This window comes from Candidatus Thiothrix putei, assembly GCA_029972225.1.
GTDB lineage: Bacteria > Pseudomonadota > Gammaproteobacteria > Thiotrichales > Thiotrichaceae > Thiothrix > Thiothrix putei.
Genome location: CP124756.1, coordinates 2,389,620 through 2,402,279, shown reverse-complemented (window position 1 = coordinate 2,402,279; position 12,660 = coordinate 2,389,620). Strand labels below are relative to the sequence as shown.

The window sequence follows — 12,660 nt, the reverse complement described above, 5'->3', positions numbered from 1 at the left end:
AGCGTCACGAAAGTGTCAAACTGGCTGCAAATAATGTGCCGATGATCAGCGTTGCGGGTGGTTATCACGTTTTTGTAAAATTTTTTTAATTTTTTGCTTGACCGACTCTGAACAAGTTAGCATAATGCGCACCTCTTCCAGCGCATCCGTAGCTCAGTTGGATAGAGTACCTGGCTACGAACCAGGTGGTCGGAGGTTCGAATCCTTCCGGATGCGCCATTAAATTGTTTCATGGTACTCCATGATGTCCCAAAAGCCCTTGCAGGCTGCAATCTGCCGGGGCTTTTGTGTTTTGGAATGTGTCTTTATTTGTCTCCACAGTTTGTTCTTAAAAAATCAATACTCGCAAGCTTTTTGGGGTGTAATCCCCAATCCATTCGTATTATGATGCGAGTCTTTTCCTTCGCCATTAGCGATTTACGGAGTTTACAGTGGAACTGACCGGTGCCGAGATATTCGTCGAGTGTCTGAAAGAGGAAGGGGTTGATACCATCTTCGGTTATCCTGGTGGAGCTGTGTTGTTTCTGTACGATGAATTGTACAAGCAGCACGACAAAATCAACCACATTCTGGTAAGACATGAGCAAGGGGCTGTACATGCAGCCGAGGGTTATGCCAAAGCAACCAATAGGCCGGGAGTGGCGCTGGTAACATCCGGCCCCGGTGCAACCAATGCCGTGACCGGCATTGCAGATGCGTACATGGATTCTGTGCCGATGGTGGTGTTCACCGGGCAAGTGCCGCGCCATCTGATTGGGAATGATGCATTTCAGGAAGTGGACATCGTGGGGATTACGCGCCCCTGTGTTAAGCATAACTTCTTGGTGACAGACGTTAAAGACTTGGCAACGACCATCAAGAAAGCCTTTTATATCGCCAGTACAGGCCGCCCCGGCCCGGTGTTGGTGGATATTCCTAAGGACATTACCACGGCACGGTGTGAGTTCCATTACCCCAAAGAAATCACCATGCGTTCCTACAACCCCACGGTTAAGGGCAATAAGCGTCAAGTACGCCGTGCCATTGACCTGATGTTGGAAGCCAAAAAGCCCGTACTGTATACCGGCGGTGGCGTGGTGTTGTCGGGTGCTGCGCACGAACTAACGGAATTGACCCGTGAACTGGGCTTTCCGATCACCAATACTCTGATGGGTTTAGGCGGTTTCCCGTCAATGGATAAGCAGTTCATCGGTATGTTGGGGATGCACGGCACGTATGAGGCCAATAATGCGATGCATCATGCCGATTTGGTGATTGCTATTGGCGCACGTTTTGATGACCGTGTAACCGGTAATATCGAGAAGTTCTGTCCCTACGCCAAGATTATTCATGTTGATATTGACCCGGCATCAATCTCTAAAAACGTGAAAGTGGATGTGCCTATCGTGGGTGATGTCAAAAATGTCATCGTCGACATGTTGGAGGAGTTCCGCAGCCGGAATGAACGCCCCGATGCGGCAACCTTGGCAGAATGGTGGAAGGAAATTGATGGGTGGCGCAAAGCCGACTGCCTGAAATACAATCAGGATGTGAATGCAGCCATCAAAGCCCAATACGTAGTCGAAAAGTTCTGGGAAGTGACCAACGGCGATGCTTACGTGTGTTCTGACGTGGGTCAGCATCAGATGTGGGCAGCGCAATACTACCGCTTCAGCCAGCCGAACCGTTGGATCAACTCCGGTGGTTTAGGCACGATGGGCTTTGGTTTGCCCGCCGCGATGGGCGTGCAAATGGCGTTCCCTGAGGAAACCGTTGGTTGTATTACCGGCGATGGCAGCATTCAGATGTGCATTCAGGAACTGGCGACGTGTTTGCAGTATCACTTACCGATCAAGATTTTGTCGTTGAACAATGGCTACCTTGGCATGGTGCGCCAGTGGCAAGAGTTCTTCTACCAGAAGCGTTACGCCATGTCCTACATGGAAGCACTCCCTGATTTCGTGAAACTTGCGGAAGCCTATGGTCACGTTGGGATGCGTATCGAGAAAGTCAGTGACGTGGAAGGCGCATTAAAAGAAGCGTTGGCGATGAAAGACCGCTTAGTTTTCATGGATTTCATTACTGAACGTGAGAACAATGTATTCCCGATGGTGCCTGCTGGCGCAGGTCAAAATGAAATGATTCTGGTATAGGTGACAAAATGCGGCATGTAATTTCCATTTTAATGGAGAATGAAGCGGGCGCGTTGTCGCGTGTTGCCGGTTTGTTCTCGGCACGCGGTTACAATATTGAGTCCCTGACGGTTGCGCCTACCGATGACGCAACGCTGTCACGCTTGACACTGGTGACACGCGGTAGTGAAGAAATTGTGGAACAAATTGTCAAACAACTCAATAAGTTGATTGATGTTGTTAAAGTGATGGATCTTGCCCAGTATGCGCATTTAGAGCGTGAAATGATGTTTGTCAAAGTCGGTGTTGAAAAAAATGCGGCTTGTGAAGCAGTTAAACGCTTATCGGATATTTTCCGGGGCAACATCATTGACGTGAGCGATAAAACGTACACGATTGAGCTGACTGGCGACCGCAGTAAGTTGGATGCGTTCGTGAATGCACTGCGAGACTTTCGTATTATTGAAGTAGTACGTTCTGGTAGCATGGGCATCGCCCGTGGCGAAGCGTCCCTACACGTTTAATTGATTATGATATTTTGGATTTAAGGTAAAAGGCTTTATGGCACTGAATATTTATTACGATAAAGACGCTGATCTTTCTATCATTCGCGGCAAGAAAGTCGCCATCATCGGTTACGGTTCACAGGGTCACGCCCATGCTTGCAACCTGAAAGATTCTGGTGTGGATGTCACCGTGGGGCTGCGGAGTAATTCTCCAACAGTAGCAAAAGCACAGAACGCTGGTTTGAAAGTAGCACCGGTTGCGGAAGCTGTCGCCGCCGCTGATGTAATCATGATTCTGACCCCGGATGAGTTCCAAAGCCAATTGTACCGTGAAGAAATTCAGCCTAACCTGAAACAGGGTGCTACGTTGGCTTTCGCGCACGGTTTTGCGATTCACTACAACCAAATCGTGCCACGTGCGGATTTGGACGTCATCATGATCGCACCCAAAGCACCGGGTCACACCGTCCGTAACGAATTCGTCAAAGGTGGCGGTATCCCTGACCTGATCGCTGTCTTCCAGAACGCATCTGGTCAAGCCAAAGAAGTGGCATTGTCCTACGCTTCTGCCATTGGCGGTGGTCGCACGGGTATTATCGAAACCACGTTCAAGGATGAAACCGAAACTGACCTGTTCGGTGAACAAGCGGTGCTGTGTGGTGGTGCGGTTGAACTGGTAAAAATGGGCTTTGAAACCCTGACGGAAGCGGGTTATGCACCAGAAATGGCGTACTTTGAGTGCTTGCACGAACTGAAACTGATTGTGGATTTGATGTACGAAGGTGGCATTGCCAACATGAACTACTCCATCTCCAACAACGCGGAGTATGGTGAGTACGTGACTGGCCCTAAAGTCATCAATGAGCAATCCCGCGCAGCCATGCGTCAAGCCCTGAAAGACATTCAGAATGGCGAATACGCGAAAAACTTCATTCTGGAAGGGGCTTCCAACTACCCATCCATGACGGCTTACCGTCGTAACAACGCCGCACACCCGATTGAACAGACGGGCGGCAAATTGCGGGCAATGATGCCATGGATTCAAAAGATCGTGGATAAGTCTAAGAACTAAGGTTCACTTGCTGCTTTCCAAGCCTTCCTCTCCCATGGGGGGGGAGGTTTCCCGCCTTGAATGGCCGGACGCATTACGCGGTTTGGCTGTCTTCTTGATGTTGGTCTTCCATAGCGCGTATGACCTGAATCATTTCGATTTGCTCCAACTTGATTTATTGCACAGCACGTTCTGGCCTGCTTTTCAGAAAGCAATCGTGGCATTGTTTGTGGGAGTTGCGGGTATTAGTTTAGCGTTGGCAAATCGGCACGGGTTGCATTGGCAACGCTTTTGGCGGCGTGAAGGGCTATTGCTGGTCAGTGCTGTGTTGGTGAGTGCTGGCAGTTACGCAGTCTTTCCGACGAGTTGGATTTTTTTTGGGGTATTGCATTTTATGGCGGTTGCCAGCGTGTTAGCCGTACCGTTCCTGCGTTTGGGGTGGTTAAATCTGCCGCTGGGTCTGCTGTTGGTGCTATTACCGCAGTGGTTGGCTGATCCCTTATTTAATGCTGCATGGTTGCAATGGTTAGGGTTAGGTACGGTGGTCAGCAACACCAAAGATTACACACCGTTGTTGCCCTGGTTTGGGGTGATGTTGTTAGGTATTTATGTTGGAAACCGGCTGGAACATTGCAAGCAATGCTTGAAACCCTTACCCCGTTGGTTTTGGTTGCCGGTCTTATTGTGGTTGGGTAAGCACAGTTTGGCGGTTTACTTATTACACCAGCCTTTGTTAATGGCACTGTTTTGGTTGGTTGCCAGCCTTATGTTTGGCGTAACCGGAAAATGACCTCATCGGTTTGTGTGAGTAAGCCATGCTGAATTAACCATGCGCGGGCATCTTCTGCGTCTTCCTGAAACCAGCGCTGTGCTGAACCCAGCCGGAAGGTATAACCCCATGTATCCATATCCTGCAAAGCACGTTCACGTCCAAACCCAGCGACATAATCTGCCAGTAGAATTTGTAGGTAACAGACGGCATCTTCTTCGCTGTATTCACCGCAAGCATCGGTATGCAGCACAGCACGGCGCTCTTGATCCATACAAATGGTGTGGCAGCTTTCGTGCAACACTGAATGCAGGGGCGTGTCTTGGCGTACAAACACACTCAAACCAATGATACCGGCTTCGTCTTCATGCCAATAACTGCCGGGGATGGGTTGCGTATCGGCTACCATTTCCAGTTGCAAACCATAACGTGAGAGTAGGGCGGCAACTCCCTCTCTCCCAATATTCCGTAAACGCAATACGTCACTCACAGAAAATATTTCCCACCAGCCGCTAGCAGAATGGTGATCACGCCGATCAGGGTGTTGATGCCGACAAGAACACGAATTTGCGCGAGTGCTTTGCCACCATCCGGCCAGCTTTGGGCTGCGACGGCTTTGCGCAGTTTCTGATAGGGGGCAAAATACACGTGAAAGAAGATCAGCATCATAATCAGACCTAGCCCATTCATGAGGTGCACGAACACGGGGGCGTTGGCAAAACCACCAAATGGGCCGAGAAGCATCCAATAACCGGAGGCCAGAATGGTGATAATGGCTGCCCATACCCAAGGAAAAAAGCGCCCAAAGACACCATTCCACAGCGTTAAGCGTTGGGGTGGTTCGAGGACAGTTGCAGCAATGGGGCGTAACGCCATGTAGGCAAAGAACATGCCGCCGACCCAAATGACAACGGCTAGAACGTGTAAAGCCAGTGCGATAGACATGATGTGTCTCCTTATTACAGTTTTTTCAAGGCAGTCAACCATTTACTCACTGCGCTGGGGTTTACCTGCTGTTCTTCGGCTTGGTAAACGTAACCACCATAGTCATCGCCATAACCGCTGTTCAAGTCAACGCGATTCAGTAAGATGCCGACGAGTGGCGCTTGCGCACGGCGTAAACGGGTTAGGGCATTTTCCAACATAACCATGCGGGTATATTCAGCGCGAACAGTGAGCAAAGTGGCGGAAGATTGTGACGCCAGAATCAATGCATCGGCAAGCCCTAATACCGGCGGACCATCCAAAATGATCTGGTCAAAATCACGTTTAGCACTTGCTAATAGGGAATGCATGTGGGGTGAGGACAGTAATTCAGCCGGATCATCCGGCAAGCTTCCTGCCGGGAGTAAGTATAAATTAGGAATGTCAGTGGTTTGAATCAATTCACGATTATCCAATGCGCCAGAAAGGTAGTTGGCTAAACCATTAGGTGCATGAATGCCTAGGGTTTTGTGTAATGAAGGGTTGCGCAAATCCGCATCAATTAGCAGTACACGGTTCCCTGCCGATGCATAAGCACAGGCTAGGTTACTGGCGGTGGTGGTTTTGCCTTCATTAGGGCTGGTACTGGTGATAAAAATGATGGGTGTATCATCACGTTGGTGTGAAAAACGCAAGCTGGTACGCAATGAACGGAAAGCTTCAGCGATAACGGAACGTGGCTTGCTGATAGTGGCAGTTGCCAGTTGCCGGGTGTTAGCATCCGTCGTTTCAGCCATAACGCCAAGTACCGGAAGTTGGGTGACCCGTTCCAACTCGTTAATATCTTTGACGGTATCATCCAGAAATTCACGCATGAAGGCAGCGGATATGCCTAGCAATAATCCGAGTAAGCCACCGAATAACAGATTGGTGGATAAATTAGGCTTGAATTTTTTGAGTGGCGTTTGTGCAGGGTCAATAATGGCGATGTTGTTGGCAACCACACCACCGGCAATATTGATTTCTTTCAGGCGCTGTTGCAGGTTTTGGTAGAGTTCTTGATTGGTTGTGACTTCTCGCTTGAGCGTGCTATAGGCAATGGTTTTATCTTGTTCTTGCATAGCTTCGGTTTTAGCTTTGGTTATGCCTTCGCGGATCATGCTTTCTTTACGTTTAGTGGTTTCTAGCTCATTTTTGAGAGAATCACGTTTTGCGTCAACTTCGATTTCAATGTCTTTTTCGAGTTTGGTGATTTCCTTGCTCAGATTGGCAATGGTTTGTTTTTCTTGCTGGGCTTTGAGCTTGTCTAGGCGCTGTTGCATCGCTTGCAGGTAAGATGCATCTTTTTCCAAGACGCCGATACGATCGTTTAGGGTGCGACTTTTATCGGTAAGAATTTCGTATTTGCTTTCTTGTTCAATGCGCTGTTTTTGTACTTTGATGAGTTCTTCGGAAAGCTGCTTCAACGCGAGTGATGAAGTGGTGGATTCTTCGCCGTCGAGTTGGAAAATTTCATGTTCACGGGCGTATTGGTTCAAACGTTGTTCAGACTCATCCAAGAGTGTTTTGGTTTCTTGCACGGTTTTATCGAGGTATTCGGAGGCATCTGTGGTGGCAGACAAACGCCGTTCGGTATTCATGTCTTTGAATGTACTGACGACTGCATTGGCAATGTCAGCAGCTTGAGTGGGGTCAGATGAGGTATAACTGATGGCGACTAAACGTGAGTTTTTAACCGGTTCTACGGTTAGATTGTCCAGCAGCAGATCTTCGAGTGCCGTTTGTTGGCTATTGGCATCAGGGGTATTAAACCATGCTTTGATCTGACCAATAATCGAGGTACTGGAGAGTTTTTCTTCTAGTTTCAACTTGGTGATAACTTGAGCCGCTAATGCGCGGCTGCGAATTAACTCGAATTGTGTTTGATAAAAATCGCGGGTGTCGCGAATGTCACCAGAACCTAGAATATTGTCGATGTTGACGACCTTGCTGGATTCACGTTCGATTTGCAGTGTCGCGGTGGCTCGATAAACGGGTTTACTCAATAGCGTGATGAGCAATGCCAAGAGTAAGGTAAGTGCTGTGATCAACATAATCATGCGTCTGCGGCGTAGCAAGGTACGCCCGAACTCGCGCAAGTCAAGTGTATCTGGTTTTTTCAGCAAATCAGGTGCGTAAGTGCTGGTTTGATGGCGGTTGTGCTGGTCATTTTGCATGATATAGAGGGTCTATAGGCCAAGTTGAGTAGAGCGCCCGATTGTAGCAATTCTTAGGGGGCACGGTTAACAAAGTTGTTGATTAAGCGTCGTAGTGGTGCTTCAAAAAACCAATAAGAAAATAATGCACTGATGGTTAGCAGTACTACAAAAACGTAAAAATGCAGTGCTCCATTAACATCTATCCCCGCAGGCATCAATTTTTCATAAATGCCATGCAGTGGTTTTTGCAAGATATACAGTGAAAAACTGGCTTCACCCAGCAATACCAGCCATTTGTGTTGCAGAAACCGGCTAATTTTTCCGGTATTCAGTGCAAGGAGGACTATAAACAATAAAAATAGCGGGGCAATCAGGCCATTGGTGTAGTCAAACGCAATACCAGTGCTGTCTATTATAGGTTGACGGGTAATCAGTATCATGATGATGAATGCTAACACCAGCACCAGCCCAGGGACATTTAAGCCAGGGCTACTTAAGCGTTGCAGCTTACCCATTTGTAGCCATGCTCCCGCGATAAAGCCAATGATAAATGTATTTAGATGCATGAATGGATTGTAAAAAATAACATCATGCAATAATCCACGCGGTGTGTACGCTTCTGTATTAAGCAGGAGGGTATGCCCGATTTGAGTGACTAACCACAATAGTCCGGCAGCAATGGTGAGGTGTACCAAGTGATAACGTTTCACCAGCAGGAGCAACAGTGGAAAACACAAGTAGAAAAATGCCTCTACTGATAATGACCAGCCGGGTGAATTTAACGTTAAAGGGTAGCTTGGTATCCATGCTTGCAACATGCTCAAGCTAAGTGCGACGGTTAACGGTTCACTCCCTGCACTTTGAAACTTTGCTGCTACCATCAGCAACAGTGCTAACAGGTATACGGGGTAAATCCGTGCGACTCGTGCCCACCAATAGCGCCGCGTATCAAATGCTTGCTGTGATTTATCGGGGCGATAATAAGCAATTGCCATGATAAAGCCGGAGAGTACGTAAAAGTAACTAACGGCAATAGGCCCTGCTGCCAATACCGGGTTTACCCACGCCAGATTTGCCGGAAACACGGTTGTGCCGTAGTGAAAAAACACGACCGTTAGCGCTGCGACGTAACGGGTGAAGGTAAGTTGTTCGATTCTCACTGCTTTATTGTGGCTCTAGTAAGCATTTTTGTCATACAACGTTTTGAAGACCGTCACAACAATAATTCTCAGATCCAGCGCTAAGCTCCAGCTACGGATGTATTCCATATCAAGTTCTACACGCTTTTCCATTTTAAATAGCGTATCGGTTTCGCCACGCCAGCCATTCACTTGTGCCCAGCCAGTGATACCAGGTTTCATCAGGTGGCGACGCATATAACCGGGGATGAGTTGGCGGTATTCTTCATTATGGGCAACTGCGTGTGGACGCGGCCCCACAATCGACATATGGCCTTGTAGCACGTTGAAAAACTGTGGTAATTCATCCAACGATGTTTTGCGTAGGAAAGAACCTATGCGAGTGATCCGGCAGTCATTACGGGTTGCCTGTTTAATATTTCCACCATTTTCACAGACTATCATGGTACGGAATTTCAGTACTTGGAATTTTTCACCTCGCAAGCCGTGTCTTGTCTGCTTGAATAAGATAGGGCCGGGTGAAGACAATTTAATCGCAATAGCAATGACCAGCATCATGGGTGACACAAGGGCTAAAATCAGCGCTCCCAGAAACAAATCTTCTATGCGCTTGATTAATGCCCGTTGTGTAGACATTGGGGCATCATAAATACGTAAAACGGGTGTTTCAGCAATTTCCATGTAACGGCTGTGTAACAATGAGTTGGTAAAGTCGTCTGGGATAAGACGAATCGGTGTGATCGTGTCTGACAGTTCATTGATCAGACACATAGAGAATGTTGACTGTCCCGATGCTGGTGCAAGGTAAATCTGATCCCACTCGCCTGTGCGTGCTGCTTCTTTCATCGCTTCTGCATTACCGAGGTTGGCATAGTGCCGTGGCAGTTGAAGCGCAGAACTATTGTCTTCCAAATGGTAAAACCCAGCAATTTGAAACCCAGAATCGGGTTGGCTTTCAATCATTTGAGCAAAATGTAAACCCTGCTGGGTGATGCCAGCAATGGCAATGCTGTGGTTGTTAATGCCGATACGTTTGAGTGAAGCTTGTAAATTACGTAGAGCATAACGGCTACTGATTAGCAGTAGCGGCGTGATAAATAACCAGCCTATCAATACAAAGCGTGAAAACTCTTCTGAAGTTTTTGCAGCAAAAATAATGAAAATAAGGAACAAAAAGGTCACTAACCAGGTCACAATAAGGCGTATAACTTCGTCACGGAAGAATGGTCTTCCACTCCACGATGTGTAAATATCGGTAAATCGACCCACCAAGCCAAACAAAAGTGAGGTGCCGAGACCGATACTTAAGTAACCTTGAATGTTGTAAGTGCTTGAATGTAAAGATGCGAGGATAACAATTCCCAGAATAATTAACGTGTCTGTACCTCGGTAGATCAGTTCAGCGCTGATTTTGTTATTTGTCTTCAAGTTTTCCATTCAACCGTTATCCTCTAACAATGGCTGCACCAAACGCCATCATGGAGTGTGTTGTTAACCAGCGAGCATAGGCTAGAGGGTGATGTAAAAAAACAACACGTTAACTCGCTGTTACAAGCAAAATAATAAATGGCACAAAAGCCCCATCTATTTGTTATTCAAATAGTTCTTTTGGTTATCAGGCAACCGTGATGACACTCGAAAGTTGCTGAAACTGGCTTGTAATATAGCTCAGTTGGGGAGTTTTGTCGTAAAAAAAATACAAACGGCATTTTCTTATAAGTATTCGGTATGAACATGATGTGATTTTTTAACGTGAAGACTGGTCTTTTTCCCATGTATAGGTTTGCAAGTGGCGATATTGCTGCTTGGCTCGCCAGCGAATGAAACTTGCAATGAACACATAGACGATAGCAGGTACTGCATCACGACTCATCAGTTTATCAAGCAAGATGCGGGAATACGGTTTTTTGTCTGTTTTAGTGCAGAGATTGCTGCTGGCTAACTGCATATTACCTAAACGTGCGCGTGTTTTAATCTTGATTAACGAAGTGAGATTACGGGGGGCATTAATAAAGATTTGTGTGCCAGCAATATTATGACGTTCGTGACGCTCAAATTGGCAACGCACAAAACCGTCATCATTGATAACAGCCGGAAATTTCTGGAAACGTTGATGGCCTTCCCGACTAATGACATAGCTACAGGTAGCCACCACGCCTTCGCGAATATAGGGCAGTTGCAACCAAATACGATAATACTGCCGGACTGCCCAAGAAGATTGGGATGTGTCAATAACCGGTTCGGGTGCAGCCAACAAGGGGCTACCACTCGCCATTATTTGTGTAATCGCGTGAATCGCATTAGGTGATAGACATGTATCAGCATCAAGGTAAAAGACGGGCCAGCTAGTGACATGTTTTTCAGCTTCATTCAAGGCATTGACTTTAGAAGGTATTTCAATCTCTAAGCAAATCGCTTGCGGGTATTCGTTGCGCACAATGTCAGCCGTATTATCAGTACACCCATTACAGGCCACAATCAGTGTCTCTATATCTGGCTGATCTTTGAGACTATCTAAGCAACGCCGGATCACGCTCGCTTCATTGTGTGCAGGAACAATCACGCTCGCCATTAACGATACCCTCTCAACCAGTCCGCACGTTGTGCAAATATGGTTCGCCACTCACGCCGTTGTTCTGAGTGTGGTTTGAAAACGGTATGTAATATATATTTGTTCAGTACATAGAAATAAAGTAAAGCTGTGTAGGCAGGGCGTTGCCACGCAGCTACGTGTCGATTGAACAGCTCCACTTTACCTTTGAGTAACTTGATTTGTTTTCCAGAAAAATGACTGTGGCTGACACCGCCGTGATGGATAATGCGGGCATCAGGTGTGACTATTGGTTGATAACCTAGGGTTTTGGCACGTAGGCAATAGTCGGCTTCTTCGGCGTACATGAAAAAGCTGGCATCCAGCCCACCGAGTTTATCCCACAATTCACGGGTGGTTAGAAAGAAGCAACCGGACACAATATCCACATCTTTGATGGTATCGCGTGCCCAGCAACCGTAGTTGGCGTTATTGAATACGCAGGTTTTATTGAATAACTTACTTAATCCTATAGCACTATAAAATAAATCACGTAAGTTAGGCCTGCTCCAGGCATGTTGAGTATTCAGGCTCATATCGTTATTGAGGGTAACGCCGCTCCAAATACCGCTATCCGGGTAAAGTCTGGCGAAGTGCAATAAACGATCTACGGCTGCATTAACAATTACCGTATCTGGGTTTAACAACAGCAGATAGCTACCTTTTGCCTGTTGTGCGCCCAGTTGCACTCCTCCTGCAAAGCCCAGATTTTCCCCAGATTCAATCAGCATCACTTGCGGAAAAAACTGACGAATCATCGCGACAGAACCGTCACCAGAGGCATTATCCACCACGATGACCTCAAAAGAGGTCAATTGGGTTTCGCGAAATAGCGACTCCAGTGCACGGCGGATGTAACTAGATGTATTATAAGAAACCAGAATGATGCTAACGTCTGGTGTGGCAGTGATCATACCAATCTCCCATAAGCAATCGTCTGGATGCCGGAACGCACTACTTTGGCTGGATTACCCGCTACAATTGAATGCGCAGGCACATCTTTGGTAACGACACTACCTGCTCCAACAATGACCTGATCGCCGATGCTGACTCCCGGCAAAATAATCGCCGCACAGCCGATAAAACAGTTAGTCCCAATGCGAGTCTTTTGCTCGAATTGCCCACCATGTCGTCGGGTAGCATAATCATGCGCAAGGATAATGGCATCGAATGCAATATAAGTTTTTTCCCCAATTTCAACACAGCGAGGGTTCGTTTTGTCCAGCCTTGCCTTAAAAGAAATCCGTACATCGGGTGCGATATTCATGCCATAAATGGTGCGGAAATACCAGGTGCGCAGCCAGAGTAGACTGTCACGAAACCATACCAGCCACATAAATACTCTTTGATTAATAAAACGCAGTCTCATGTC

At 47.2% G+C, this 12,660-nt stretch carries 12 protein-coding genes and 1 tRNA gene; 5 read left to right on the top strand and 8 right to left on the bottom strand.

The genetic code is table 11. From position 1 onward, the window contains the following. Positions 1 to 142 precede the first annotated feature (142 nt). The 5 genes from QJT81_12265 to QJT81_12245 all read left to right on the top strand — a co-directional run bounded on the left by QJT81_12265 (position 143) and on the right by QJT81_12245 (position 4,458). Positions 143 to 219 (top strand) — tRNA-Arg (locus QJT81_12265). A gap of 212 nt (positions 220 to 431) precedes the next feature. Further along, positions 432 to 2,132 (top strand): biosynthetic-type acetolactate synthase large subunit, encoded by a 1,701-nt coding sequence (gene ilvB, locus QJT81_12260; GenBank protein ID WGZ92640.1) that lies wholly within the window; start codon positions 432 to 434, stop codon positions 2,130 to 2,132. A gap of 8 nt (positions 2,133 to 2,140) precedes the next feature. Further along, positions 2,141 to 2,635 (top strand): acetolactate synthase small subunit, encoded by a 495-nt coding sequence (gene ilvN, locus QJT81_12255; GenBank protein WGZ92639.1) that lies wholly within the window; start codon positions 2,141 to 2,143, stop codon positions 2,633 to 2,635. A 43-nt stretch (positions 2,636 to 2,678) separates the two neighbouring features. Beyond that, positions 2,679 to 3,689 (top strand): ketol-acid reductoisomerase, encoded by a 1,011-nt coding sequence (gene ilvC, locus QJT81_12250; GenBank protein ID WGZ96481.1) that lies wholly within the window; start codon positions 2,679 to 2,681, stop codon positions 3,687 to 3,689. A 7-nt stretch (positions 3,690 to 3,696) separates the two neighbouring features. Beyond that, positions 3,697 to 4,458, top strand: coding sequence for a heparan-alpha-glucosaminide N-acetyltransferase (locus QJT81_12245; GenBank protein ID WGZ92638.1), 762 nt, complete (start codon positions 3,697 to 3,699; stop codon positions 4,456 to 4,458). Here QJT81_12245 and QJT81_12240 read toward each other — a convergent pair. From QJT81_12240 to QJT81_12205, 8 genes are all read right to left on the bottom strand, one after another. Further along, positions 4,433 to 4,936 carry a hypothetical protein gene (locus QJT81_12240; protein ID WGZ96480.1) on the bottom strand — a complete coding sequence of 168 codons (504 nt, stop codon included), beginning with the start codon at positions 4,934 to 4,936 and terminating at the stop codon, positions 4,433 to 4,435. The two genes, QJT81_12245 and QJT81_12240, sit on opposite strands and share 26 nt — an antisense overlap. Continuing rightward, positions 4,924 to 5,382 (bottom strand): CopD family protein, encoded by a 459-nt coding sequence (locus tag QJT81_12235; protein ID WGZ92637.1) that lies wholly within the window; start codon positions 5,380 to 5,382, stop codon positions 4,924 to 4,926. Before QJT81_12235 ends, QJT81_12240 begins: the two co-directional genes overlap by 13 nt. A 14-nt stretch (positions 5,383 to 5,396) precedes the next feature. Next, a complete protein-coding gene (locus tag QJT81_12230; protein WGZ92636.1) occupies positions 5,397 to 7,577 on the bottom strand; it encodes a polysaccharide biosynthesis tyrosine autokinase in 2,181 nt (726 codons plus the stop codon). 53 nt (positions 7,578 to 7,630) lie between these two features. After that, positions 7,631 to 8,719: an acyltransferase gene (locus tag QJT81_12225; GenBank protein ID WGZ92635.1), complete on the bottom strand. Its 1,089-nt coding sequence runs from the start codon at positions 8,717 to 8,719 to the stop codon at positions 7,631 to 7,633. 15 nt (positions 8,720 to 8,734) lie between these two features. Beyond that, positions 8,735 to 10,135, bottom strand: a complete 1,401-nt coding sequence (locus tag QJT81_12220) for an undecaprenyl-phosphate glucose phosphotransferase (GenBank protein WGZ92634.1) — start codon at positions 10,133 to 10,135, stop codon at positions 8,735 to 8,737. A gap of 310 nt (positions 10,136 to 10,445) precedes the next feature. Then, the gene (locus QJT81_12215) at positions 10,446 to 11,270 is read right to left on the bottom strand and encodes a glycosyltransferase (GenBank protein WGZ92633.1); all 825 of its coding nucleotides are present in this window, start codon (positions 11,268 to 11,270) and stop codon (positions 10,446 to 10,448) included. Beyond that, complete coding sequence (locus tag QJT81_12210) at positions 11,270 to 12,202, bottom strand: glycosyltransferase family 2 protein (protein WGZ92632.1); 933 nt, start codon at positions 12,200 to 12,202, stop codon at positions 11,270 to 11,272. Before QJT81_12210 ends, QJT81_12215 begins: the two co-directional genes overlap by 1 nt. Further along, positions 12,199 to 12,657: a DapH/DapD/GlmU-related protein gene (locus QJT81_12205; protein ID WGZ92631.1), complete on the bottom strand. Its 459-nt coding sequence runs from the start codon at positions 12,655 to 12,657 to the stop codon at positions 12,199 to 12,201. Before QJT81_12205 ends, QJT81_12210 begins: the two co-directional genes overlap by 4 nt. Positions 12,658 to 12,660: the final 3 nt, after the last annotated feature.